The organism is Streptomyces sp. 63XJN7_1_ISO-PGPR-S23-121 (assembly GCF_056173025.1).
This window is the reverse complement of record NZ_CM149653.1, coordinates 214,897-239,360: the sequence shown is the minus strand read 5'-3', so window position 1 is coordinate 239,360 and position 24,464 is coordinate 214,897. Positions and strand designations below refer to the sequence as shown.

Sequence of the window (24,464 nt, the reverse complement as noted above, 5' to 3'; positions counted from 1 at the left end):
GTTCACCTAATGACCGATTTCGTTCGCTCGGACATCTGGATAAGGGACAGGCGCTGGCCTCACGCGCCGACCGCACCTGTGCCTTGCGGGTGATGCATGGCACTGAGCCGAAGGACGTGGCCGAATCCGTTCGTGCGCCCCTAGTGCGTACTTGTTGCGCTCCCCGGCACTTTCCTAGCGTCCAACGGCTCACACCACACGGCATCGACAGAGGGGGCGCCGGTGAACGATGACGGAACCAAAACCGTCACCGAGATCTTGGACGAACTGAGCATCACCTCCAGCATTCAGGTCCGCTCGTCTCACGAACTCGCTGCCGAGGTCAACAAGGCGGCTTCAGACGAAGACAAGAAGCGTGCGGAGGACGGGCGGGGCCCGCTGCGCAGGCGCACCGACTACAGAGCCGTCCAGAAAGCGCCGCGATCCCTGTCACTCACCCCTTGGCAAGTCCTGCACGCCATCGGCCTTGGCGCTGCCGCGGCCCGTCAGGGAGCCGGCCGAGGACTCGCCGAGCACTGGGGCAGCTTGCGCTACAGCCAGGCACTCGAGGCGAACAGGGGGCGATTCCTGCAGTTGTCGTCCGAGGGACGCGACCTCCTGCGCTTCTACAAGGCCACGCAGTCCGGAGAGATCGGCACCGGCTTCGCCTCGCTGCTGGCCGAGCACATAGTCAGATCCCGATACCCCGACCACTCGGTCTCCGTGATACCGGCGGACATCGCCCTCAAAGCCGGCTGGACACTGCGCAGCTCCGGCACCGGGCCTCGCCCGGAACCGTTGCAGCGACGCCCCCACTTCTTCGTCGAAGCCTGGCAACCCGGACAGCCGTCCAAGATCTTCCTGATGTCCTCGAAGGGGACGCACAGCAGCGTCCACCAGGTGTACAAACAACTCAGCACCGCCAGTGCCCACGTGGAGTCAGTCCACATCGGCCCCTACGGCACTGTCCCCTACCTCCTCATAGGTACCGAGATCCCAGCCAAGGAGAGTCTCGCCCTGCATGTTCTGGAAGCACCGGGCACAACTCTGCTCCGCCCGCCCGGCGGAAAACCGGGAATCGACCTCGACCTCGCACTCACGCAGGAAGAGTTCATGCCCGATGTCGTACTGCCCACCAACGGCGACAGGGCAACCATTCCCGGGTTCCAGGTACAGCCCGAGTCCTTCGCATGGTTCAGCATCGTGCTGGCCCGGACGGAAGCAGCCACACTCACCGCCTTCACCGGCGGTGGCAAACCCACCGCCCAGTACCTGACCAAGGAACAAGGGCGACGGCACTTCCAGCACGACACCCATGCCAGCACGGCCAGGCTGCGAGACGCGGAGCACCACATTCACGACATCGACTTCGTCGGCACCGATCACATCTACCGCCTCAACGGCACCCGGGTAGAAGCCTTCTCCGGCCTGGAGAAAAGCCTCTACACGCATCTCCACCGCGGACACGTCAACGAGTACCGTCGCCGGGTACACGACCTGCGAGGACAGTGGCCGCCGCGCAGCACGTCGAAGTACTGGAATACGGTGTCGGTCCGAGCCGACGGGACAGTCCTGGCTATCCGCCTCCGGGACGAGTGACCCTGAAGCCCGTAAGAGCTCCAGACCCGCGCCAGCGCCCTGCCGGGCGGAGGTGCACATAGCCGCCCATACGCTGGCGAAGAGAGTCGGTGCAGCTGAGCCGCCTCCTGATCGCGGTGACAACAGCCGAATCAGTCCGGCAGTGCCTTACGCAGAGCTTCCCGCAGCTGTATTCAGCAGGAGCAGCCCGCAGCAAGCGGGGTACCAGAGTCGCCATCCTGCCCGCCCATAGCCGGGCAGGATGGCTGCATGACACCCACCGACCTGTCTCGCCTGCAGTTGCCACACGCGTGCCGTGAGGCTCTTGCCCAGCAGAGGTCAGAGCGGATCGACGATCACACCATTGCCATACCTGCCCACTGGTGGAACTCCAAGGTAGCCGCCGCTCACCTGCCTGGCGCTCCCGTAACTGGCCCAGGCACCACGCATCTCAGCCGGGGCGACCTCTTCGCGCATGCAGCCAGCCTCGATTTGGATTCGGAAGAGGAGCTGCTGCGATTCCTGTGGCGGACCCTTGCCTGGGGCAGCGGCATGAAGCTCCGCCACAACCGCAAGCGCATCCGAGCTGTGGCGGATGGCCTGCCATCGGCTACGGCGGCTCTTCGCCAGGCCCTACTGGCGGCCCGCGAGGATCCGGGGCAGGCTTACGAAGCTCTGCGCCCAGGAGGCCGCAACGCCATCGCACATCTGGGCCCGGCCTTCTCGACCAAGGTCCTGTATTTCGTCGGCGGCGGCGCCCTGGACCACCCGTGCTTGATCTTGGACTCCCGTGTCGCCGACACGCTCAGAAGGGCCTGCCAGTGGGGCTCGCTCGGCAACAGCGAATGGCCGACGAGCACCTACGCCCGGTACTGCGCGCTGCTGCAGCGCTGGTCGCAGGAGGAAAGTCAGCGGCTCGGACGCCGCATCGGCGCCGATGAGATCGAGCGCTGGCTGTTCGCGCCGGACCCCGAGGATTCGGCCTCTTTGGGATCCCAAAGCAGAATCCGGCTCCCTTATCAACCCACCCGCCTGTCAGTGCCTGCCGCTACCGTCGATGGGGCCAGTTCCGCTCGACCGTGAGTGGTGAGCAAGACATGGCAAACCGAGTGGCCGAGGGCGGCGCAGACCGTCACAAGGTGGCGCGATCCTCTGAAACGCCCCGTAGGAAGCGGAGCCAGTGGCTAGCGTTTGACCTTATGACTGATGCCGCACCCGAACGGGTGGAGCTTGCCCGGCTGCCCGCTAACCCGAAGTCGCTGGTACGCGCGGCTGATCGTCGCGTCTGAGACGAGCCCGAGTTCCCGGTACCGGTAGATAAGCGAACTCACCGACACGCCCCAGGTCTGGGACAGGCCGGCCAGCTGTGCCAGGTCCACCCGCCGCGACAGCAGAGGAGGGATCGATTTCTGACGGGCGAGGAACTCGGCGGCGAAAGCATCTGCCTCGCGCTCCAAACGGTTGTCACCAGTGGCACCTGCGTGGAGGACCAGGTGCCCAAGCTCATGGGCCGCGCTGAAGCGATATCGGTAGACATCATCAGCGCGATTGGGCGTGAGCACGACGACAGGACGCAGTAGGCCGGAGCTGGAGAAGGCGTCAACCTTGGATGCCGCCTCGTCAGCCTCTACAGGTGCCACCACGATGAGGCCGTGTGACTCCATCCGGCGCGCCAGATGGCGCACCGGTCCGTCACCCAGTCTCCAGTGGCGCCGGAGCGCTCGCGCAGCACCCACGGGGTCGTCAGGTAGGTCGATCCCGGGGCACACCTCGCCACCCATGAAGCCCGGAAGGGTTCACGGTTGGAAGCTGCACCCGCTTCTCGAGGGCATGAGTAAGCTCCCATACCTGTTCGACGAAGCCGAGGGCTCGCTCGCGCTGGGCCCCAGAGGCGGAACGCAAAGCCCGGAAGTGCGCCATGGAGGTATCGACCTTGCCCATCGGCCGGCCTGCGACGAAGAACTGAATCGGCACGTCCAACACTTCAGCGAGCCGAGGGATCAGTTCAGGGCGAGGGCGGCTGGTGCCTGCCTCGTACTGACCTACAGCAGCTGCCGACACATCAATGCCGTCCGCGACCTCACGCTTCGTGAGCCCGGCGAGACGTCGCGCCTGTGTCAGTCGGGGCGCGTGGAAGCCGTCCCAGACCGTGCAGTGAGCAGGTAGGCGTAGCCCTGGCCGAGGACACGAGGACACGGGTGGCCATGACGGACAACGGCCTGTGCCTGTGCTCGCTGCACCACAAGCTCTTCGACAAGGGCGTCCTCGGCATCGGTGACAGTCACCGCATTCTGGTCTCGCAGCGCTTCGTCGGCCACAGCCCCGCCGCCCGCGAGCACGTCATAGCGCTCGTCGGCCGCCCGCTCATCGGACCCCAAGCGGGTGCCCGTCCCGTCGCGGCGGCCCACCGCTCCTGGCACACCAGCCAGGTCTTCCACGGCAGCCCACGCCCCGTCCCGGCCGCCTGATCGCCGAGCGTCGATCACGTGACCCGCTGGTAAGGAGTGCGATACCGGAAGTATGGTCTCTTGTATGGCGACGAAGAAGGTAACCGTGACGATCCCCGAGGATCTCCTGGACGAGATCCGCGCGGACGCGGCAGAGCGGGGCCTGTCGGCGTATGTCACCGAAGCACTGCGCTTCAAACGCGACCGGGACCGGCTCGCGGAACTGGTCGACTGGCTGCAGGAAGAACACGGACCCGTCACCGAGGACGAGCATGCGGCAGCCCTCGGCGAACTGGAGGAACTCGACGCCGAACACGAGCGGCGCCGAACCACCGGACAGCACGACGCCGGAGAGGCTGCGTGAAGAAGCGAGCCGGTGAGCACGGACAGCGGCCCCTCCGCGTCTTCGTACTGGACTGTGAAGCCCTGTCCCTCGCGGTGCGCGGCGACCGGAAGATGATCGCCTGGCTCGACCTCGCGGCACGCGGTGAAGCCGAGGTGGTGACGTCCCCGCTGACACTGGTCGAGGCGTACGACGGCAGAACGACCGAGCAGCGCTGGGACTGGGTGCTGTCCCGGCTCCAGGTCGTCGACATCGGGAAGGACGAGGCCCGTAAGGCGCGTCGACTCCTGGCCGACGCCAAGTTGCACAGCCACAAGTACGCGATCGACGCCGTGCTCGCCGTCATCGCGCGACAGCAGAGCGGACAGGTCACCGTCTTCACCTCAGACGTCGACGACCTGGAGAAGCTGCTCCCGGACACGATCGTCGTCAAGAAGGTGTGACCCGACCCGCACCCCTCCAGCGCCAGCGCCGGCGCGGCAGCCTCCGACGCCAGGCGGCGGACGGCGCGGTCGTGCGCAGGCGGCGGGGTCCCGGGGCCGCCCTACCCGAGCGCGGCTGCCGGCGCGGCCGGGGGCCGTATGCCGAGCCACTGCTCGGCGTCCCAGGCCTCGAAGCGCTCCACCTCGGTGAAGCCCAGCTTCGCCGCCAGGCGCATCGAGCCGGTGTTGGCGGTCTGGGTGGTGAGCACCACCGGCTCGCCGGGCAGGGCACCGGAGAGCCAGCCGAGTGCCGCCGCGCACGCCTCGGTGGCGTACCCGTGGCCCCACGCCCGCGGCAGGAACAGGTAGCCGAGATCGGGCTTCCCCTCGGCAGCCGGGCGGCCGTGTCCCGTTGCCCGCCTGAGCAGGATCTGGCCGATCATCGCCCCGTCGAGGTCGACGACGAAGTGCCCCGGGCGCCGCCCTGGCACCTCCGGCATCTCGCGTTCGAGCTCGGCCCGCGGGCGGGGGCCGCCGAGGTAGGTGTGCACCTCGGGCGAGGCGTACAGGTCGACGAACGCCGCGCGGTCCCGGGCCTCGGACTCGCGGAGCACGAGCCTCTCGGTCCTGATCGACTCGGGCGGCCAGGCCGTGGATTCCAGATCTTCCATCCGGCGCACGCTAACAGCGGGGCGCCGACGTCAGCAGTACGGCGGCTGGTTGGTCAGGGAGGCCGCCACCCGCATCCACACGCCGAACAGCCGGTAGAGGCCGGGCAGGGCGCCCCGTGCCCGGACGGTCCGGCTGTCCACCGACGTGACTCCCGGTATCCCGAGGAGCGTCGAGGCCACCGAGGCCGACTGCCAGCGGACCGTGAGGACGGACGGGTCCGCAGGGGCCTCCGGCGTCTCCGGCACCGTGGAGAGGCGGGCGGCGACCGCCTTCTCGATGGCCGCCCGTGCCTCCTCCGCCGGCCGCAGCTCCGCCGCGAACCGGTCCCGCGCGTACTTCACCGGCACGGTCGTCACCGACGCGTCCCACTCGTCCATCTCCGCGCACGCGCGGTCGTCACCCGTGAGGGCCACCACCGGTACGCCGATGGCGGCCGCGGTGGCGTGCGCGAGGCCGATCTCGCCCACGGGCCGGCCGTCCAGCCACATGTCCTCTATCTCGTGCCCCATGAAGCTGTGGCTCAGCACGCCGAGCGCGCCGGCCCGCGCGTGGTAGCCGACGCAGACCACGGCGTCGCGCTCCGGGGTGAGGCCTTCGAGCATCCCCATCTGCTTGGGCTTGCCGCGCACGAGGCGGGCCGCCGGATGCAGCGCCTCGGGCAGGATGTTGCGCATCGGGCCGTGCGCGTCGTTGACGGTGATCTCCGTGGCGCCCGCCGTGACGGCGCCACGGATCGCGGCGTTGACGTCCTCCGCCATCATCAGCCGCCCACGCTCGTAGTCCCGGCCGCCTGGCTGGACGTCGTCGGCATCCACGAGCCCCGTGATGCCTTCCATGTCCGCACTGATGTAGATACGCACTGCGCAGTCTCCTCGAGCCAAGTCGCTTCGGGACGGAAAAAAGTGCCTGCTCCGCCGGCCCCGGCAAGCCTAAGCTCGGATCATGACCTTGAAGTGGCAGAACGTGATCGTCCACTCGGCGGACCCGGCGGCCCTGGGACAGTGGTGGGCCGAGGCTCTCGGGTGGGTGGTGGTCCACACCTCCGACGTGGAGTTCGCGATCCGTCCGGAGGCGGGCCAGGCACCGGGGCTCGAGTTCGTCCTGCTCGACGAGCCCAAGAAGGCCAAGAGCCGGCTGCACCTCGACTTCGTGCCGGACGACCAGGACGCCGAGGTGGCCCGCCTCGAAGCCCTCGGCGCACAGCGCGTCGACATCGGCCAGGGTGACCAGTCGTGGGTCGTCCTGGCCGACCCCGAGGGCAACGAGTTCTGCGTCCTCGGCCGCCGGCAGCAGTAGGCGACCGCCGCCGCCCACCTCACCGGTTGTCGCCGGCCGGCATGTCCACCTCCGCCCAGACCGTCTTGCCCACCGGGTCCCGGGGCTCGGCGCCCCAGCGGGTGGCGAGCATGTCCACCAGGAACAGGCCCCGGCCCGACTCCCCTTCCGGCGGTGACGTCGGCGGACTCGCGGGCGGCCGCTTGGTGGAGGCCGCGTCCGCGACCTCGATGCGGAGCGTGCCCGCCGTCCGGTCCAGGTCGAGCCGGAGGCCGAAGTCGTGGCCCGGGACCCGGCCGCCGCACCCGACACGTCCGACTCCGGCGGGTGGCCCCACTCCTCCAGGCACCGTACGGCCAGGTGCCGGGCCAGCCGGGCGCCGAGCGGGGTGGAGGCGAACTGCCGCCTGAACGTCAGGGGTTCGCCGGTGACGGCGGCTCCGGGGTCGTCCGGCGAGGTGGTCGTTCCTGTCAGCACGGCTGGCACGTCCTTGTCCGTCGATCTGGACGACGGCGCGCAGCGCGCACGCGTCGTCACGTTCCGCGTTCAAGAGTCGTCCCGTCGGCCTACGCTCGAAAGGTGACACAGCCTTACCTTTCGGCTCGTAAGCAACGGAAGTGACGCCTTGGCCAACGCAATTGACCCGAGCGCGTCCATGGCCGCGCTCTTCGGCGCGCGCGTACGCAGGCTCCGTACGGCGGCCGGACTGACCCAGGCGGAGCTCGGCGCGAGGACGCATGTGGTGGGCACGCGGATCACCCAGATCGAGCGGGCGTCCGGCGCGAAGCCCACGCTGGAGCTGGCGCGGGCCCTCGACGCCGCCCTCGGCGCGGACGACTTGCTCGTCGAGCTGTGGCCGTACGTGTATCGGGAGGCGTTTCCCGACTGGTCGCGTTCCTTTATCGGACACGCTGAGCGGGCCGTGTCCATTCGCGAGTACGCGTCGCATCTCGTGCCCGGTCTTTTGCAGACCGAGGACTACGCGCGAGCCGTACTGAGTGTCGGGCTCACGCTCAACGGTGCGGAGCAGTTGGAGGAACGGATCGGTGCCCGCATGGGTCGGCAACAACGGCTCGGCTCGCCCGACCGGCCGGAGTTGTGGGTGGTCCTCGACGAAGCGGTCCTCAAGCGACCGATCGGTGGACGCGCTGTCATGCGGGAGCAGTTGGAGCGGGTGGTGGAGGCGGCGACGGAGCGCCACATCAAGGTGCAGGTGCTGCCGTTCGACCAGGGAGAGCACGATGCGATGGGGGGATCTCTGACGGTTCTGACGTTGCCGGACGGCTCGGAGGTCGCCTACACCGAGGGCGCACACTACGGCCAACTCATCGAGGATCCGGCCGAGGTCAGGCGCTTCTCGCTGACCTACGATCGCCTACGGGCGGATGCCCTGCCGCCACTCATGTCGCTCGACATGATCCGATCCGTGATGGAGGGCTACAACCGTGGTGCGAATGTCCCGTCCCGATCTGAACGGCGCCGCCTGGCGCAAGAGCAGCTACAGCAATCAGGAGGGCGGCAACTGCGTGGAGGTGGCCGACGGAGTTCTCTCCCTCGTCCCCGTCCGTGACAGCAAGCGCTCCGAAGGGCCCGTCGTGGCCTTCCGGGCGGATGCGTGGGCGGCGTTCATAGGTGAGTTGAAGGCCGCCTCGCCCCGCCTCTGAGTCAACCGGGCATCGGTCGCCGACTGCCCTCCGGGTCCGCCGGTGCCTCGTTCGCGAGGGGCCGGTGGGCCACTGACCTCCTCAAAGAACCGGGGAAAGAACTACCCGCCCACCCGCCCTCCCGGCCTCGTCACCCGTCCGAGTGACCGGCTTGCGGGGGCGGGATGCGGGCGGTTACGTTCGCCGCGACAACCGCAGATGGACGACGGCCCCCGGCCGGGACGGCAATCCCGATCGAGGGCCTGACCGATCAGGAAGTGAACGCCTTCCCGATGGCTGACTCGCAGTCTAACGCGCGCCTGCGCGCCGACGCCGGAGCTCCGACCTCCGGCGTGATCCACCTCCGCACCCGGCTCACGGCCGACTTCACGGTGATCTCCAACGCCCTCGCCCAGCGGCGCGGCAGCGCGGTCACGATCGGCGTGGCGGTCTACATCCTCTCCCTGCCCGACGGCGCTCCCGTCAGCATCGCCGCGCTGTGCGAGCATTTCACCGAGGGCGAGATCCTCGTCTCGCGGGCGCTGCGGGAGCTGGAGGCCGCCGGGTACCTGGAACGGCGGCGTGAGCGGGTGGCCGGCGGGCGGATCCGCACCCGGACGTACTTCTCCGACGTACCGGGCGGCCCCGCCCCGTCCGCCCCGCCCGAGCGGCCGAAGCGGGCCCGGCCCCCTGCGCGGGCGGCCACCGAGGAAGCCGTACCCCCCGCGACGCCCGCACCCGCTCCGCAGGAGCCCGTAGCGCCGGCCGACGCCGGTCCGCCGGCCGACGCCGATCCGCGGGCGGTCGCCGTGCTGGCGGCGCTCCGCCCGGTCGATCCGCGCCTCGTCCTGTCGGAGCGGGAGGCCGTGCGGCTCGCGCCGGACGTCACCCGGTGGCTCGCGGCCGGTGTCACGGCCCACGAGATCACCGACTCGCTCACCGCACGGCTCCCCGACCGCCTCCTGAGCCGCCCGGCGGGCATCCTCGCGTTCCGCCTGAGGGAGACGCCCCTCCCCGCGCCGCCGCGCCCGCTCCCCCGGGCGGCGGAGCACCCGGCCGTCCTGCCCTTCCAGACCTGCGACGGCTGCGAACGCGCCTTCCGCGCACAGACCCCCGGCCACTGCCGCGACTGCCGCCCCGCACCCGACCTCCGCGCGGCGGGCTGAGCGAACAGCGGCCCGCATCGTCGGGTGACAGGTTCTTCAAAGGTTCTTCATCGGTCGCCGCCTACCTTCGGGCTGCCCGTCGCGGTCGCGGCCGGGTGGGGTGAGGAGGCGGGAGAACCGATGAGGGCGAAGCGGGTGCTGCTGGGTGCGGTGGCGTCGGTCGCGGTGTGGGGGCTGGCCGGCTGCGGGGGCGACGGCGGTGGGGCCGAGGTGCCGTCGGCCGGTGGGGGCGGCGCCTCCGCGCCGGCCGGGAAGCCGGAGGCGGGCAAAGACGTGCTGGCCGAGTACGTGGAGGGCAAGCGCGCGTGGGTGGCGTGCATGCGCCGGAACGGCATCGACCTCGACGACCCCGACGACAAGGGCCAGATCGACTACGGCAACGGGGACGCCGTACGGGCCATGAAGAAGAACCCCAAGTTCCTGACGGCCACCGAGAAGTGCGCCTCGGTCGATCCGCCTCTGCCCGAGGGCCTGGAGGAGCTCATCAACCCCCGGCCCAGGCTCAGCGCCGAGCAGATCAAGGCCGCGCGCGACTACGCGGCGTGCATGCAGAAGAACGGCGCCCCCGACTACCCCGACCCCGGCCCGGACGGGTATCCGGAGAACGACAACTCGGGCGTCTCCGTGTGGGACCAGAGCTCGGCCGGTGCCCAGCGCGCGGCGCGGGTCTGCGCGCCGATCAGCGGCGACCCGACCGGCCGGCCGCCGGCCAAGGGCTGACGATGACGGCGCAGACGGACGACGCGCACGTGACGGGGCTCGCGGCGCGTCCGCCGCGCGGACGGCGCACGGCGCTCATCGCCTCGGCCGCCGTCGTGGTGGCGGTGGTCGCGGTGGTCGGCGCGCTCGGGCTGGGCGGCGGCGGGGACGAGGGCCCGGGCGCACCGCCCCGGTCGGGCTCCCTCGTCGCCGTGGCCCGGACGACGCTCACCGAACGCACGCAGGTGGAAGGGGAGTTGGGGTACGGGACGGAGCTGCCGCTGCCGGTCAAGGCGGACGGGACCGTCACTCAACTGCCCCAGCAGGGCGCGACGGTCGGACGCGGCGAGGAGTTGCTCCGGGTCGACGACCGGCCGGTGGTCCTCCTGTACGGGACGCTCCCCATGTACCGGTCCCTCGGACTGGGCACGGAGGAGACGGAGGAGGCGGGCGACCGGGGCGCCGGTCAGGACGAAGCCGGTGGGCGGGACCAGGATCAGGGGGGCCGGGGCTCCGGGGGTGAGCAGCCGGCAGGTGAGAGCGGGGGTGCCGGTGTGCGGCCGGAGCCGCGCGAGATGCGGGGGATGGACGTCATGCAGTTCGAGGCCAACCTCGCCGCCCTGGGCTACACCGGGTTCACCGTGGACGAGACGTTCACCGCCGGCACCGCCGACGCCGTCCGGCGCTGGCAGAGGTCCCTCGGCGTGGAGGAGACCGGCACCGTCGGGGTGGGCGACGTCATCTACTCCGCGGGGAGGGTGCGCATCGGCCGGGCCGGCGTCCGCCCCGGCGCGGCGGTCGGCGAGAACGCCCTCACCTACACCGACACGGCACGGAAGGTCGTCGTCGACGCCTCCGCCGCCGACGCCGCCTGGGCGGTACGCGGCGCGTCCGTCACCGTCCGGCTGCCCACCGGTACGTCCGTGCCGGGCACCGTGGCGGCGATCGGCAGGCAGGCGTCCCCGGCCGAGGGCGAAGGCGGCGATGGCGGCGGGGAGGGCGGGGCGGGACAGCCCGCCACGGTCCCGGTGACCGTCACCCTCCGGGACCAGAAGGCCCTGGGACGGCTGGAGAGCGGGCCGGTCACCGTCGAGTACGTGGGCCGCGAGGTCAAGGACGTCCTGGCCGTTCCGGTGTCCGCCCTGGTCGCCCTGGCCGAGGGCGGCCACGGCCTGGAGACCGTGGACGGGCGGTTCGTCGCCGTGCGGACCGGGCTCTTCGCGGACGGCAAGGTGGAGGTCAGCGGCCCCGCGGTCCGCGAGGGCATGAAGGTGAGGATCCCCGAGTGACGGCGGTCGTGCGGTTCGAGGAGGTCTCCAAGACCTACCCAGGCGGTGTGGCGGCGGTCCGGGACGTGAGCCTGCGCATCGAGCGCGGTGAACTCGTCGCCGTCGTCGGCCCGTCGGGCTCCGGCAAGTCGAGCATGCTGCACCTCATGGGCAGCCTCGACCGCCCCTCCGCGGGCCGCGTGCTCGTCGACGGGCACGACGTGGCGGGGCTGTCCGACCGGGAGGTGTCCGCCCTGCGGGCCACCCGGATCGGCTTCGTCTTCCAGCAGTTCCACCTCGCGGTCGGCGTCCCCGTGCTCGACTCGGTCGCGGACGGCCTGCTCTACGCGGGCGTCCCGCAGCGGCGCCGCCGGGCCGAGGCGGCGGCCGCACTGGACCGGGTCGGACTCGGCCACCGCGTGCACCACCTCCCGCACCAGCTCTCCGGCGGCGAACGCCAGCGCGTCGCGGTCGCCCGCGCGGTGATCGGCGGCCCGTCGGTCCTGCTCGCGGACGAACCGACCGGCAACCTCGACACGGCGTCGGGCGCCACCGTCCTCGCCCTGCTGCGGGAACTGAACGCGGCCGGGACGACCGTCGTGGTCATCACCCACGACCGCGGGATCGCCGCGGGGCTGCCGCGCCGGGTCGAGATGCGCGACGGACGGCTGGTCGGCGACACGGCCCGCGGCACGGCGATCGGGGTGCCGCGGTGACGGACGACGGCATGGACCGCGGCAAGGACAGCGGTACGGACGCCGGCCCCGGCACCCCGCGGTCGCGGTCGGCCGGACGGGGGCGCTCTCCGCTGCGTGCCGCGCGGCTCGGCCCGGCGGACGTCGTACGGCTCGGCGGCACCGGGCTGCGGACCCGGCCCCTGCGGGTCTTCCTGTCCGCGCTCGGCATCGCCATCGGCGTGGCCGCGATGCTGGCGGTGGTCGGCATCTCCGGGTCCGGGCAGGCGGAGGTGGACCGCCGGCTCGACGCCCTCGGCACGAACCTGCTGCGGGTCGCCCCGGGCGAGACGGCCTCCGGTGCGGCGGCCGAACTGCCCCCGGAGTCCGTGGCGATGATCCGCCGCATCCCGCCCGTGCAGCGGGCCGCGGCGACCGGTGCCACCGGCGTCGACGTCTACCGCAACGATCACATCGCCGTCGGCCGCACCGGCTCGCTCACCGTCCTCGCCGCCGATGCCGAGCTGCTGCCGGCCGTCGGCGGGCACGTCCGCAGGGGGCGGTGGCTGGACTCCGCGACGCAGGACTACCCGGCCGTCGTGCTCGGGTCCACCGCGGCCCGGCGGCTCGACGTGTACGCGCCCGGCACCCGGCTCTGGCTCGGCAAGCGCTGGTTCTCGCTGGTCGGGGTGCTCGATCCCGTGCCGCTCGCGCCGGAGATCGACAGCGCGGCGCTGGTCGGCTGGCCGGCGGCCCGGACCTGGCTCCGCTTCGACGGGCACCCCTCGACGGTCTACGTCCGCGCCCAGGACAGCCGCGTCGCGGCCGTACGGGCGGTCCTGCCGGCCACGGCGCACCCCGAGAGACCCGGCGAGGTGCAGATCTCCCGCCCCTCCGACGCGCTCGCCGCGCGGGAGGCCACGGAGTCGGCGCTGACCGGCCTGCTGCTCGGCCTCGGCGGGGTGGCGCTGCTGGTCGGCGGGGTCGGGGTGGGCAACACGATGGTCATCTCGGTCCTGGAACGCCGCCCCGAGATCGGCCTGCGCCGGTCCCTCGGCGCGACCCGGGGCCAGATCCGCACCCAGTTCGTCGCGGAGTCGCTGCTGCTGTCGCTGATCGGCGGGCTGGGCGGGACCGCGGCCGGGACGCTGATCACGGCCGGCTACGCCCTCAGCCGCGGCTGGCCGACGGTCGTGCCGGTCTGGGCGAGCGCGGCCGGGGTCGCCGCCACGCTCGCCATCGGCGTGATCGCGGGCCTGTATCCGGCGGTACGGGCCAGCAGGCTGTCCCCGACGGAGGCCCTGGCCGGGAGCTGAGCCGGACCGTCCCGGCCGGGACGCGGTCCCCGTGCGGACCGGGGCCACGTCCGGGCCGGGGCCACGACCGGGCCGGGGCCACGTCCGAGGCGGGGAGCGGCGGCGCTCCGGGCGGCGCCCGGGTGTCCCGTACCGTGCAGGTCCGGCCGAGGGGGTTTTCGTCGAGCGCACGCGTTCGCGTTCCGGCGGGCGGTGCGGGGGGAGGACGGTCATGAGTTTCCGTGTCCGGGTGCTGGGGCTGCTCATGCTGGTCGCCCTGACCGCCACCGCGGCCACCGCCTGGCTGACCCTGCGCCAGGCCAACCGCCAGGTGCGGGAGACCGTCAGCGCCGGGCAGCAGGACGTCGCCCGGATCACCGGCGAGCTGCGCGCGTACGGACTCGCGCACGGCACCTGGGACGGGCTCTCCCCGACCGTGGCCGGGCTGGCCCGGGCCACCGGGCAGCGCGTCCGCGTCGCCACCGAGACCGGCGTCCTGCTCGCCGACTCGGACGCCCTCGCGGGCCGGACCCCCCGGCCGCCGTCCGGCCGGCCCCCGGTCCTCGTGGACCCGCGCCCGGTGCTGCGCGTGCCGGACGGGCAGGTGCCGCGGATGGTGCTGAAACAGGCCGCCGCCGCGATGGCCGACTACCGGGCGACGGCCGCGTACGCGGCCTGCCTGACCCGGGCCGGGGCCGAGGTGACGACCCGGCCGGACCGGAACGGGGTGCCCCGGGTCGCCACGGGCCACCGGCCCGCGCGGTGCCGCGAGCCGGGGGACGGCGGGACGGACCCGCTGACCCGGCAGGACCTCGACGCGCTCGGACCGTGCACCGCCGACGGGCGGTTCGCCGCCTGCGTACGGCGGGTGTTCAACGAGCGCGTCCGGTCCGCCGCCCCGCCGCGCCTGGAGGTCCGCGTCGGCGTCCGGGACGAGTCGCCGCCCACCCTGCCCGCCGCCCCCACCGTCGCCGTCGCGGCCGGCGTCGCCCTCGCCACGGTCCTCGGCGCGCTGCTGCTCAGCCGCGCGGTGCTGCGCCCGGTACGGGCCATGACGCTCGCCGCCGGAGGGCTCGGCGCGGGCGACCTCAGCCGGCGCGTCCCCGTCTCCGGGCGGGACGAGATCGCGCGGCTCGGCAGCGCCTTCAACCGCATGGCCGACTCCCTCCAGGCCGGCGAGGAGGGGCAGCGCCGCCTCACCGGTGACATCGCGCACGAGCTGCGCACCCCGCTGGCCAATCTGCGCGGCTACCTGGAGGCCCTGCGGGACGGTGTCGTCGAGCCGACCCCGGAACTGCTGGCCTCCCTGCACGAGGAGGCGCTGCTGCAGCAGCGGATCGTGGACGACCTCCAGGACCTGGCCCTCGCGGAGGCCGGCGCCCTCACGTACCACCCGTGCGAGGTCGATCTGCGCGAGCTGCTCGACACCTGCCGCACCGCACACCTCGCCCAGGCCGAGACGGCACGGGTCACGCTGGAACTGGCGGCGCCGCACCCGGTGCGGGTCACCGCCGACCCGGACCGGCTGCGCCAGGCCGTCGGGAACCTCCTCGGCAACGCGCTGCGCGCCACGGGGCCCGGGGGCACCGTGACCCTGGCCCTGGGTGTGAGCGGCGGACGGGCCGCGGTGGAGGTGCGGGACACCGGCACGGGCATACCGGCCGAGGACCTGCCGCACCTCTTCGACCGCTTCTGGCGGGCGGACCCCTCCCGGGGACGGGCGACCGGGGGCAGCGGACTGGGGCTGTCCATCGCCCGGCAGATCGTCACCGACCACGGCGGGAGTGTCGAGGTGCGCAGCGAGGTCGGGGTGGGGACGGTGTTCACGCTCGCCGTGCCGACCGCTGGGGACGGGTTGGTGGCGCGCTGAACCGGCCGCCGCCGCGCGACCCGGCCCGGCGGGTCAGGGGCGCGCCGGGCCGGTGCCGTCCGCGAGGCGGTAGCCGCGTCCGTAGACCGTCTCCAGGCGGTGGGGCATGCCGGGCTCGGTCGCCAGCTTCCGGCGCAGGTTCATGACGTGCGCGTCGACGGTCCGCTCCTGCACGTCCCGGTCGAAGCCGAAGACGCGCTCGATGATCTGCGCCCGGGTGAAGACGCGGCCGGGCTCCCTGGCCAGGGCCTCCAGGACGGAGAACTCCTTGGCGGTCAGTGTCACCGGCCGCCCCGCCACCCGGACCTCGAAGCGCGCGGTGTCCACCTCCACGTCGCCGACGCGCAGCACCGCGGGCTCCGCCGCCCCGGCCCTCTTCCCGGACCGGCGCAGCAACGCCCGTACCCGGGCCGTGAGTTCGCGGGGGCTGTAGGGCTTGGTGAGGTAGTCGTCGGCACCGAGGTCGAGGCCGAGGAGCATGTCCTCCTCGGTCGTGCGGGCGGTGAGCAGCAGGATCGGCACGTCCGACTCGGCGCGCAGGATCCGGCACACGTCGAGTCCGTCGACCAGCGGCAGCATCACGTCGAGGACGATGAGGTCGGGCGCGGACGACCGGGCCCGTTCCAGCGCCGCGCGGCCGTCCGCCGCCACCTGGACCGCGTTGCCCTCCCGCTCCAGGTAGATCCGGATCAGCCGGGACTGCTTCTCGTCGTCCTCCGCCACCAGAATCCGAGCGCTCACCGCTTCTCCCCCACCCAGGCCCCGCGCATGTCCAGCACCGTAGTACAGGCAGCCCCGCGCCCCGGCTCCGATCCACGGCTTGCATGACCATGCGACGTGATGCATACTTTTTCCATGTCCAAAGTCCTCACCTCCCTGCCCACCGGTGAGCGCGTCGGTATCGCCTTCTCCGGCGGCCTCGACACCTCCGTCGCGGTCGCGTGGATGCGCGACAAGGGCGCCGTGCCGTGCACCTACACCGCTGACATCGGTCAGTACGACGAGCCCGACATCGCCTCGGTGCCCGGCCGTGCGAAGACCTACGGCGCCGAGATCGCGCGCCTGGTCGACTGCCGTGCGGCACTGGTCGAGGAGGGGCTGGCCGCACTGACCTGCGGGGCGTTCCACATCCGCTCGGGCGGGCGCGCGTACTTCAACACCACGCCCCTCGGCCGCGCGGTCACCGGCACGCTGCTGGTGCGGGCCATGCTCGAGGACGACGTCCAGATCTGGGGCGACGGCTCGACGTTCAAGGGCAACGACATCGAGCGGTTCTACCGCTACGGCCTGCTCGCCAACCCGCACCTGCGGATCTACAAGCCCTGGCTGGACGCGGACTTCGTGACCGAGCTGGGCGGCCGCAAGGAGATGTCGGAGTGGCTGGTCGCCCACGACCTGCCCTACCGGGACAGCACGGAGAAGGCGTACTCCACCGACGCCAACATCTGGGGCGCCACCCACGAGGCCAAGACGCTGGAGCACCTCGACACCGGCGTGGAGACCGTGGAGCCCATCATGGGCGTGCGGTTCTGGGATCCGTCGGTCGAGATCGCCACCGAGGACGTCACCATCGGCTTCGACCAGGGCCGCCCGGTGTCGGTCAACGGCAAGGAGTTCGCCTCCCCCGTCGACCTGGTGATGGAGGCCAACGCCATCGGCGGCCGCCACGGCATGGGCATGTCGGACCAGATCGAGAACCGGATCATCGAGGCCAAGAGCCGCGGCATCTACGAGGCGCCCGGCATGGCCCTGCTGCACGCGGCCTACGAGCGCCTCGTCAACGCGATCCACAACGAGGACACCCTCGCCCAGTACCACGCCGAGGGCCGGCGGCTCGGCCGGCTGATGTACGAGGGCCGCTGGCTGGACCCGCAGTCGCTGATGATCCGCGAGTCGCTCCAGCGCTGGGTCGGCTCGGCCGTCACCGGCGAGGTCACGCTGCGGCTGCGGCGCGGTGAGGACTACTCGATCCTCGACACCACGGGCCCGGCGTTCAGCTACCACCCGGACAAGCTGTCGATGGAGCGCACCGAGGACTCCGCGTTCGGCCCGGTGGACCGCATCGGCCAGCTCACCATGCGCAACCTCGACATCGCCGACTCGCGCGCCAAGCTGGAGCAGTACGCCGGCCTCGGCCTGATCGGCACCGCCAACCCGGCCATCGGTGCCGCGCAGGCGGCGGCGACCGGGCTGATCGGCGCCATGCCCGAGGGCGGCGCCGAGGCCATCGCCTCCCGCGGCGAGGTCTCCGGCGAGGACGAGCTGCTGGACCGGGCCGCGATGGAGTCCGGCACGGACTGACGCGGACGCCCGATCCACGGCCGAGGGGCCGGTCCGGCGCACAGGCGCCGGACCGGCCCCTCGCCGTGCGCGGGAGGACCGGAGCGGTCCGAGTGGTCCCCGGGGGCGGCCCGGGCGCACTCTGGGAGAGGATCTCCTGACCCACAGGCACCCAACCGGGAAGGACCCGCCCCGTGATCATCTTCGGCACCAAGGGATACCTCTACCAGCTCGCGATACTGACGCTGGTCTGCCGCTCCTGCGGCACCCCCTCCGCGCACACGCTCAGGAAGCGCGTCGTCAAGTTCACCCTGTTCTTCGTGCCGCTGTTCCCCTTCTCCACGAAGTACGCGCTCCAGTGCACCTTCTGCGGCGCCGAGCAGCGGGTGACCAGGGAACAGGCCGAGCAGCTCCAGGCCCAGGCGGCCGTCGGACAGGGCGGACCCGTGTACGGAGAGCCGCAGCAGCAGCCGTACCAGTCCTAGGCCCCCGCCCGCGTTGCCGGTTCCCGGCAGCGTTGCATACCCTCTCGTTGCCGGACTCGCGCACCGGGCGTGACCGGCAGGGGGAGGCGGGGCGTGGAGGAACGGCAAGAGGCGTATCTGACCGGGTACGCCGAGATACTCGCGCAGGCCGCCGCCACCGGACGCCGGCTGAACCGTGACGAGCTGGAGGAGCGGCGGCGGCTCGGCGAACAGGCCGCGGAGGAGGGCCACAGCCTGCGCGCCCTCGTCCGGGGGCACCTGGACGCCACCCGCGCCCACTGGCCCGGCGAGGCGGGCAGCGCGGGCACGGCGGACAGCGTGCTCGGCGCCGTCGGCCAGGCCGTCGACGCCTTCGCCGAGGGATACGAGCGCGCCCAGCGCCTCGCCGTACGGCAGGAGGAGGCCGCGCGGCGGGAGTTCATCGACGACCTGCTGTACGGACGCAGCGACCTGGGGCGCCTCGCGGAGCGGGCGGAACGTTTCGGCCTGGTGCTGTCCCGGGCCCACGCCGTGGCGGTGGCGCAGGGGCCCGAGGCGTACGACGACACCTCGCCCGTCACCCGGCTCGTCGAGACCGCGCTCATCGCCCGCTTCGGGGACCGGCGCATCGTGATCGCCACCAAGAACGGCCGGCTCATCTGCATCGCGCCCGGCGACCAGGAGGAGATCCTCGCCTTCTTCGCCAAGCAGGCCTACGCCGCCACGGAAGGCAGCCGCGTCGCCGTCGGCCGGCCCCGGACCGGCGCGGGCGGCGTGGTGCACAGCTACGAGGAGGCGCTGAGCACCCTCGAACTCGCCGACCGCCTGGAACTCGACGAACCCGTGGTGCGCGCCGCCGACCTGCTGGTCTACCCGGTGCTCACCCGCGACCGGCAGGCCATGGCCGACCTCGTCCTGAGCGTGCTGGGCCCGCTGCGCGGCGCCCGGGGCGGTGCCGAGCCGCTGCTGCGGACCCTGGAGGTGTACTTCGACGCCGGGTGCACCGCGGCCGAGGCCGCGCGGCGCCTCGCGCTCAGCGCGCGGGCGCTGACCTACCGGCTGGACCGCATCCACCAGCTGACCGGGGCCGACCCGGCCGACCCCGCCGACCGCTACACCCTGCAGACCGCGGTCATCGGGGCCCGGCTCCTGGGCTGGCCCGCCCAGGAGATCTGAACGTCAAAGATCAGCGACAGGGCGGGCGGCACGTCCCCCGTGGTGCCCGGCCCGATGAGCCGGCCCCTGCGTGCCGTCCCCCGTCCCGCCCGTCGCTGAGCTTCGATGAACGCATCGTGGCACGGCAGTTGACGGTACGTCACTGCCGCAGTCCGGCAATCTTCACGCGTGTTCAGTGCCGCCTCGCCCTCTGGAACCGGCCGGGCCGCTCGGGCAGTCTCCTCCGGTGTGGTGAGCCTTCCGAACCAGGTACCGCCGGGCGGGGCGCCCGGCGACGCGTCCGCGCACATGGTGGTGTGCGGCGACGACGGGCTGGCCCACCGGCTGGCGGCCGAACTGCGCGGGGTCTACGGCGAGCAGGTCACGCTCGTCGTCCCGCCCTCCGTGGGCCGGGTGCGCCAGCCCGTGGTGGGCAGGGCCCGCGCGGCCTCGGCGGCGCTGCTGGACCGCTTCAACGCGGCCGTCAACCGCACCGGCAACGGCGACACGGGCGGCCTCGGGCGGGAGCTGGAGGCCGCCGAGCCCACCGAGGACGTCCTCGCCGAGGCCGGCGTCGACCGGGCCGCCGCCCTCGCCCTCGTCTACGACGACGACGAGACCAACATCCGCGCCGCCCTGACCGCCCGCCGGCTCAACCCCCGGCTGCGGCTGGTCCTGCGCCTGTACAACCGGCGGCTCGGGCAGCACATCGAGGCCCTCCTCGACCAGAGCGCCGCGCTCGCGGCCGGCGACGGGCGCCCCGCCGGACCGGACGGCGTCGAGGCCTCCACGACCGTGCTCTCCGACGCCGACACGGCGGCACCCGCCCTCGCGGCGACCGCGCTCGTCGGCACCAGCAAGGTCGTCCAGACGGACGGGCTGCTGCTGCGCGCGGTGGAACGGCAGCCGCCGCGCGCCGGCGAGGTCGCCGACCCCGGGCTGTGCACCCTGGCCCTGCTGTCCGCGACGAGCAACGACCCCGCGGGCGCCGACGGTTCGGAGGGCAGCGGCGAGCAGGGGCCGCAACTGCTGCCCGACGCCGCGGCGGTGGAGGCCGCCACCGGACGCGGCACCGTCGTCCTGGAGCAGGTGTCCTACTCGGGGCCGCCGCTGCCCGCCGGACGGGCCGCGGTGCCGCCGTTCGCCTCGCTGTTCTCGCGGCGGCTGCGGTGGTCGCTGTTCGGCCTGGCGGCCTGCGTGGTCGCGCTCGCCGTGGCGCTCATGGTGCTCACCGGCGACCATCCCCTGCACGCGACGTACGTGACGCTGCTCGACCTGTTCGCCATCAACGAGCCCGCGCACAACAAGGACTCCGGGGAGCAGGTCCTCCAACTGCTCTCGGGCTTCGTCGGGCTACTGCTCCTGCCGGTGCTGCTCGCGGCGGTGCTGGAGGCCCTGGGCACCTTCCGCAGCGCCTCCTCGCTGCGCAAGCCGCCGCGCGGGCTCGGCGGCCACGTCGTCCTGCTCGGCCTCGGCAAGATCGGCACACGGGTGCTGACGCGGCTGCGGGAGATGGACATCCCCGTGGTGTGCGTCGAGGGCGACCCCGAGGCGCGCGGCATGGCGACCGCACGGCGGCTGCGGGTGCCGGTGGTGCTCGGCGACGTCACCCAGGAGGGCGTCCTGGAGGCGGCCAAGATCCACCGCGCGCACTCCCTGCTCGCGCTGACCAGCGTGGACACCACCAACCTGGAGGCGGTGCTGTACGGCCGGTCCGTGCGGCCCGACCTGCGCGTGGTGCTGCGCCTGTACGACGACGACTTCGCGACCGCCGTGTACCGCACCCTGCGCGGCGCGCACCCGGGGGCGCTGACCCGCAGCCGCAGCGTGACCCACCTGGCCGCGCCCGCGTTCGCCGGGGCGATGACGGGCCGCCAGATCCTGGGGGCGATCCCCGTGGAGCGGCGGGTGCTGCTGTTCGCGGCGGTGCGGGTGGCGGGGCATCCGCAGCTCGAGGGGAGGACGGTCGGGGAGGCGTTCCGGGCGGGGGCGTGGCGGGTGCTGGCGCTGGAGGTGCCCGGTGAGGGGCGGGACGGTGCCGGTGCGGGTGCCGGTGCCGGCGCGGAGAGGGGCCGGGAGTCCCGGCTGGTGTGGGAGCTGCCCGACACGTACGTCCTGCGGGGCGAGGACCGGGTGGTCCTGGCGGCGACCCGGACGGGCCTGGCCGAGCTGCTGGGACGGCGGGCCCGACAGCGGGCGGGGCTGTAGGGACGCCGGCCCCCACAGCCCCGGCCAGGGGACTCCGCCCCCTGGACCCCCGGCCTGCGCCCACCCACCGCCCGACTCGGTCGGCCGAGAGGCCGGGCCCCGGGCCGGCCCGGGCGGCCGGGAGGCCACACCCGAGGCCGATCCGGGTGGCCGGAAAGCCGCTTTCCCGGGTCGGCCTCGGCGCCGGGGACTAACCCTGCGGGAGGTGCCGCTTCGCGAAGTCGAGCTCCAGGGCCACCTGCTTGATGCGCTCCTCGACCACCAGGGAGCCGTGGCCCGCGTCGTAGCGGTAGACCTCGTGGACCGCGCCCCTCGCCTCGAGCCGCTCCACGTAGTTCTCGATCTGGCGGATCGGGCAGCGCGGGTCGTTGACCCCCGCGGAGATGTACACCGGGGCCTTGACCCGGTCCACGTAGGTCAGGGGCGAGGACGCCTCGAAGCGGTCGGGGACCTCCTCGGGGGTGCCGCCGAGCAGCGTGCGGTCGAGGGCCTTCAGCCCCTCCATCTCGTCGTGGTACGCGGTGACGTAGTCGGCGACCGGGACGGCGGCGATGCCCAGGGTCCACGCCTCGGGCTGGGTGCCCAGGCCGAGGAGGGTGAGGTAGCCGCCCCAGGAGCCGCCGGTGAGGATCAGCCGGGACGGGTCGGCGAGGCCGGAGGCGACCGCCCACTCGCGCACCGCCGCGATGTCCTCCAGCTCGATGAGCCCGACCCGGTGCTTGAGGGCGTCGGTCCAGGCCCGGCCGTATCCGGTGGAGCCGCGGTAGTTGACGCGGACCACCGCGTACCCGTGGTCGACCCAGGCCGCCGGGCCCGCCGCGAAGGAGTCGCTGTCGTGCCAGGTCGGCCCGCCGTGGATGTCGAAGACGGTCGGGAGCGGCCCGGTCGCGCCCGCGGGCTTCTGCACCAGGGCGTGGACGCGGCCGCCGGGGCCCTCCACCCACACGTCCTCCACCGGCACCGAGCCGGGCGACTTCATGCCGGGCGGGTCGAGCACCACCCGGCCGGTCGTGGAGCGCACCGCCGACGGCTCGGCGGCCGAGGACCACAGGTACTCCACGCTGCCGTCGGGACGGGCCGTCGCCCCGGAGACGGTGCCCGCGGGGGTCCCGACCTCCACCAGCTCCCGCTCGGCGAAGTCGTAGCGGAACAGCTCGCTGCGGGCCTCGAAGCCGTGCACGATCAGCAGACCGCTGCCGTCCGGGTACCACTCGGCGCTCACGTCGCCGGGCAGCTCCAGCGCCAGGTCCGTCTGCTCGCCGCTCAGCACGTCCCACACCAGGGGCTCCCAGCGGCCACGGCGCTGGTGCCCGATGAGCAGGCGGGTGTCGCCGTCGACTGGAGCGAAGCCCAGGACCTCCAGGCCCAGCTCCTTCTCGCCGCCGTCGGTGTCGTCGAGCTCGGCGACGGTCGTGCCGTCCGGGCGCAGGACGCGCAGCGCCGAGTGCATGGCGTCGCCGTGCTCGGTGTGCTCGATCGCGATCAGCGTGCCGTCGTGGGAGAGGTCGCCGACGCCCGCCGACTCGCGGTGGCGGTAGATCTCCGACGGGGCGCCGCCCGTGTGCGCGAGGTGGATCGTCGTGCCGTCCTCGTCGGTCGAGCGGCCGATCACCGCCGTGCGCCCGTCCCGGCCGAGGGCGAGGCCCGCCGGGTAGGAGGGGTCGAGGCCCGGCACCGCGAGCTCGTCCTCGCCGCCCGCGAAGGACTGGCGGCGCCAGACGCCGAACTCGTCGCCGTCCTTGTCGTCGAACCACCAGATCCACGCGCCGTCCGGGGAGAGCACGCCGTCCGTCGTGCCGTTGGGCCGGTCCGTGACCTGCCGCTGCTCACCCGTCGAGCGGTCCCAGGCGTACAGCTCGTACGTCCCCGTCGCGTTCGACACGAACAGGGAGCGGTCCGGCGCGTCCTCGGCCCAGTCGGGCAGCGAGACGCGCGGTGCCCGGAACCGCTTCTCCCAGTCCGGCATCCCCTCGCCCTGCCCCCGCACGCCGTCCCGTACGTCCCGCGCGTCCTGCCGATCCGGTGAGACCGGCCCGTTGCTCTCAGTCATGGCCCCATAGTGCCTCGTCGCGGCGACAACGCGCGGATCGGATCCCCAGCCTGTGGACAACCTCGTTCATCCACGGCCCCGCGGGCGGATCACCGGCGCGCGCCCCGTACCGTGGGGGCGTGTACCGGTTTCTGCTGACCCCCCGATGGTGGGGAATCAACGTCTTCGTCGTGCTCGCCATCCCCTTCTGCATCTTCATGGGGTCGTGGCAGCTGGGCCGGTTCGAGGACCGGGTGCAGGACCACAACAGCGCCACCACCCAGGCGGAGTCGGCCCGGCGGGAGGCGGCCCGCCCGCTGGCCGAGCTGCTGCCCGTCGACCAGGCGACGGTCGGCAAGCAGGCCACCGTGAGCGGCCGGTACGGCGAACAGCTCCTCGTGCCCGACCGGAAGCTGGACGACCGGCAGGGGTACTACGTCCTCACCCTGCTGCGCACCGACGCCGGCCGGGCACTGCCCGTCGTGCGGGGCTGGCTGCCCGGCGAACCCGACCCGGCGAAGGCCCCGGCCCCGCCCGCCGGCGAGGTCACCGTCACCGGCGCGCTCCAGGCGTCCGAGACGCCCGGCAACAACGGCGTCAGCTCCCGCTCCGGGTGGCCGCAGGGCCAGACGGGCGTGATCAGCGCGGCGTCGCTGGTGAACCTCGTGCCGTACGACGTGTACGACGGGTGGGTCACGCTCAACACGGGCGACTCCGGGATGCGGGCCGTGCCGGTGAGCGCGCCGCAGAACACCGGACTGGACCTGAAGGCCTTCCAGAACCTCGGTTACACCGCCGAGTGGTTCGCCTTCGTGGGCTTCGTCGTCTTCATGTGGTTCCGGCTGCTGCGCCGGGAGGCGGAGCTCGCCCGGGACGCGGAACTGGGCATCGTCCCGGACGCCGGGAACGCCGGGAACGCCGGGAACGCAGACGGGACCGCCGCCGACGCCGAGCGGGAGCCCCGGCCCAGCCCGTCCGGCGTCTGAGCACGGACGCG

The 24,464-nt window shown here is 72.9% G+C and carries 25 protein-coding genes and 1 pseudogene; 19 read left to right on the top strand and 7 right to left on the bottom strand.

All coding sequences use genetic code 11. The features are described 5' to 3' along the window. Window positions 1-222: 222 nt before the first annotated feature. The gene (locus AC0VYN_RS01145; RefSeq protein WP_475534394.1) at window positions 223-1,578 is read left to right on the top strand and encodes a hypothetical protein; all 1,356 of its coding nucleotides are present in this window, start codon (window positions 223-225) and stop codon (window positions 1,576-1,578) included. 249 nt (window positions 1,579-1,827) lie between these two features. Then, the gene (locus AC0VYN_RS01140) at window positions 1,828-2,640 is read left to right on the top strand and encodes an 8-oxoguanine DNA glycosylase OGG fold protein (RefSeq protein WP_475534393.1); all 813 of its coding nucleotides are present in this window, start codon (window positions 1,828-1,830) and stop codon (window positions 2,638-2,640) included. A 101-nt stretch (window positions 2,641-2,741) separates the two neighbouring features. Here AC0VYN_RS01140 and AC0VYN_RS01135 read toward each other — a convergent pair whose 3' ends face one another. Together AC0VYN_RS01135 and AC0VYN_RS01130 are read right to left on the bottom strand one after the other, a co-directional pair. Further along, window positions 2,742-3,242: an ImmA/IrrE family metallo-endopeptidase gene (locus AC0VYN_RS01135; RefSeq protein WP_475534392.1), complete on the bottom strand. Its 501-nt coding sequence runs from the start codon at window positions 3,240-3,242 to the stop codon at window positions 2,742-2,744. 58 nt (window positions 3,243-3,300) lie between these two features. Further along, window positions 3,301-3,753 (bottom strand): helix-turn-helix domain-containing protein, encoded by a 453-nt coding sequence (locus AC0VYN_RS01130; protein ID WP_475534391.1) that lies wholly within the window; start codon window positions 3,751-3,753, stop codon window positions 3,301-3,303. Here AC0VYN_RS01130 and AC0VYN_RS01125 point away from each other — a divergent pair. The 3 genes from AC0VYN_RS01125 to AC0VYN_RS01115 all read left to right on the top strand — a co-directional run bounded on the left by AC0VYN_RS01125 (window position 3,672) and on the right by AC0VYN_RS01115 (window position 4,790). Then, complete coding sequence (locus AC0VYN_RS01125) at window positions 3,672-4,025, top strand: HNH endonuclease (RefSeq protein WP_475534390.1); 354 nt, start codon at window positions 3,672-3,674, stop codon at window positions 4,023-4,025. The genes AC0VYN_RS01130 and AC0VYN_RS01125 overlap by 82 nt on opposite strands. Window positions 4,026-4,089: 64 nt before the next feature. Continuing rightward, the gene (locus tag AC0VYN_RS01120; RefSeq protein WP_475534389.1) at window positions 4,090-4,368 is read left to right on the top strand and encodes a ribbon-helix-helix domain-containing protein; all 279 of its coding nucleotides are present in this window, start codon (window positions 4,090-4,092) and stop codon (window positions 4,366-4,368) included. Further along, window positions 4,365-4,790 (top strand): PIN domain-containing protein, encoded by a 426-nt coding sequence (locus tag AC0VYN_RS01115; RefSeq protein ID WP_475534388.1) that lies wholly within the window; start codon window positions 4,365-4,367, stop codon window positions 4,788-4,790. The genes AC0VYN_RS01120 and AC0VYN_RS01115 overlap by 4 nt, the downstream gene beginning before the upstream one ends. Window positions 4,791-4,891: 101 nt before the next feature. Here AC0VYN_RS01115 and AC0VYN_RS01110 read toward each other — a convergent pair whose 3' ends face one another. After that, window positions 4,892-5,440 carry a GNAT family N-acetyltransferase gene (locus tag AC0VYN_RS01110; protein WP_475534387.1) on the bottom strand — a complete coding sequence of 183 codons (549 nt, stop codon included), beginning with the start codon at window positions 5,438-5,440 and terminating at the stop codon, window positions 4,892-4,894. A 30-nt stretch (window positions 5,441-5,470) separates the two neighbouring features. Further along, complete coding sequence (locus AC0VYN_RS01105; RefSeq protein WP_475534386.1) at window positions 5,471-6,301, bottom strand: M55 family metallopeptidase; 831 nt, start codon at window positions 6,299-6,301, stop codon at window positions 5,471-5,473. 82 nt (window positions 6,302-6,383) lie between these two features. Here AC0VYN_RS01105 and AC0VYN_RS01100 point away from each other — a divergent pair, with 82 nt between their 5' ends. Next, on the top strand, window positions 6,384-6,737 hold the full coding sequence (locus AC0VYN_RS01100; protein WP_386919396.1) for a VOC family protein: 354 nt from the start codon (window positions 6,384-6,386) through the stop codon (window positions 6,735-6,737). Between the two features lie 19 nt (window positions 6,738-6,756). Here the strand turns inward: AC0VYN_RS01100 and AC0VYN_RS01095 are convergent. Continuing rightward, window positions 6,757-7,193: pseudogene (locus AC0VYN_RS01095) on the bottom strand (ATP-binding protein). 178 nt (window positions 7,194-7,371) lie between these two features. Between AC0VYN_RS01095 and AC0VYN_RS01090 the strand changes: the two are divergent. The 8 genes from AC0VYN_RS01090 to AC0VYN_RS01055 all read left to right on the top strand — a co-directional run bounded on the left by AC0VYN_RS01090 (window position 7,372) and on the right by AC0VYN_RS01055 (window position 15,331). Next, the gene (locus AC0VYN_RS01090; protein ID WP_475537055.1) at window positions 7,372-8,286 is read left to right on the top strand and encodes a helix-turn-helix domain-containing protein; all 915 of its coding nucleotides are present in this window, start codon (window positions 7,372-7,374) and stop codon (window positions 8,284-8,286) included. Continuing rightward, the gene (locus AC0VYN_RS01085) at window positions 8,243-8,380 is read left to right on the top strand and encodes a DUF397 domain-containing protein (protein ID WP_475534385.1); all 138 of its coding nucleotides are present in this window, start codon (window positions 8,243-8,245) and stop codon (window positions 8,378-8,380) included. The genes AC0VYN_RS01090 and AC0VYN_RS01085 overlap by 44 nt, the downstream gene beginning before the upstream one ends. A 272-nt stretch (window positions 8,381-8,652) precedes the next feature. Next, the gene (locus AC0VYN_RS01080) at window positions 8,653-9,525 is read left to right on the top strand and encodes a hypothetical protein (RefSeq protein ID WP_475534384.1); all 873 of its coding nucleotides are present in this window, start codon (window positions 8,653-8,655) and stop codon (window positions 9,523-9,525) included. Window positions 9,526-9,645: 120 nt separating this feature from the next. Continuing rightward, the gene (locus tag AC0VYN_RS01075; RefSeq protein ID WP_475534383.1) at window positions 9,646-10,245 is read left to right on the top strand and encodes a hypothetical protein; all 600 of its coding nucleotides are present in this window, start codon (window positions 9,646-9,648) and stop codon (window positions 10,243-10,245) included. Window positions 10,246-10,247: 2 nt separating this feature from the next. Beyond that, complete coding sequence (locus AC0VYN_RS01070) at window positions 10,248-11,513, top strand: peptidoglycan-binding protein (RefSeq protein WP_475534382.1); 1,266 nt, start codon at window positions 10,248-10,250, stop codon at window positions 11,511-11,513. Further along, window positions 11,510-12,208 (top strand): ABC transporter ATP-binding protein, encoded by a 699-nt coding sequence (locus AC0VYN_RS01065; protein WP_475534381.1) that lies wholly within the window; start codon window positions 11,510-11,512, stop codon window positions 12,206-12,208. Before AC0VYN_RS01070 ends, AC0VYN_RS01065 begins: the two co-directional genes overlap by 4 nt. An 11-nt stretch (window positions 12,209-12,219) precedes the next feature. Beyond that, complete coding sequence (locus AC0VYN_RS01060; RefSeq protein WP_475537054.1) at window positions 12,220-13,482, top strand: ABC transporter permease; 1,263 nt, start codon at window positions 12,220-12,222, stop codon at window positions 13,480-13,482. A gap of 211 nt (window positions 13,483-13,693) precedes the next feature. Continuing rightward, entirely contained in the window at window positions 13,694-15,331 is a 1,638-nt protein-coding gene (locus tag AC0VYN_RS01055) for a sensor histidine kinase (protein WP_475534380.1), read from the top strand. Window positions 15,332-15,364: 33 nt separating this feature from the next. Here AC0VYN_RS01055 and AC0VYN_RS01050 read toward each other — a convergent pair whose 3' ends face one another. Continuing rightward, window positions 15,365-16,072, bottom strand: a complete 708-nt coding sequence (locus AC0VYN_RS01050; protein WP_475534379.1) for a response regulator transcription factor — start codon at window positions 16,070-16,072, stop codon at window positions 15,365-15,367. Between the two features lie 114 nt (window positions 16,073-16,186). On the opposite strand from AC0VYN_RS01050, the gene argG reads away from it, so the two are divergent. The 4 genes from argG (at window position 16,187) to AC0VYN_RS01030 (ending at window position 21,438) form a co-directional block, all read left to right on the top strand. Beyond that, on the top strand, window positions 16,187-17,632 hold the full coding sequence (gene argG / locus AC0VYN_RS01045) for an argininosuccinate synthase (RefSeq protein ID WP_385467098.1): 1,446 nt from the start codon (window positions 16,187-16,189) through the stop codon (window positions 17,630-17,632). Window positions 17,633-17,805: 173 nt separating this feature from the next. Beyond that, a complete protein-coding gene (locus AC0VYN_RS01040; RefSeq protein ID WP_475534378.1) occupies window positions 17,806-18,096 on the top strand; it encodes a zinc-ribbon domain-containing protein in 291 nt (96 codons plus the stop codon). A 93-nt stretch (window positions 18,097-18,189) separates the two neighbouring features. Next, the gene (locus AC0VYN_RS01035) at window positions 18,190-19,251 is read left to right on the top strand and encodes a PucR family transcriptional regulator (RefSeq protein ID WP_475534377.1); all 1,062 of its coding nucleotides are present in this window, start codon (window positions 18,190-18,192) and stop codon (window positions 19,249-19,251) included. A 288-nt stretch (window positions 19,252-19,539) separates the two neighbouring features. Beyond that, window positions 19,540-21,438 carry an NAD-binding protein gene (locus tag AC0VYN_RS01030; protein WP_475537053.1) on the top strand — a complete coding sequence of 633 codons (1,899 nt, stop codon included), beginning with the start codon at window positions 19,540-19,542 and terminating at the stop codon, window positions 21,436-21,438. A 190-nt stretch (window positions 21,439-21,628) separates the two neighbouring features. Here the strand turns inward: AC0VYN_RS01030 and AC0VYN_RS01025 are convergent, their stop codons facing one another. Then, a complete protein-coding gene (locus AC0VYN_RS01025) occupies window positions 21,629-23,488 on the bottom strand; it encodes a S9 family peptidase (RefSeq protein WP_475534376.1) in 1,860 nt (619 codons plus the stop codon). 119 nt (window positions 23,489-23,607) lie between these two features. On the opposite strand from AC0VYN_RS01025, the gene AC0VYN_RS01020 reads away from it, so the two are divergent. After that, entirely contained in the window at window positions 23,608-24,453 is an 846-nt protein-coding gene (locus tag AC0VYN_RS01020) for an SURF1 family protein (RefSeq protein WP_475534375.1), read from the top strand. Window positions 24,454-24,464 lie beyond the last annotated feature (11 nt).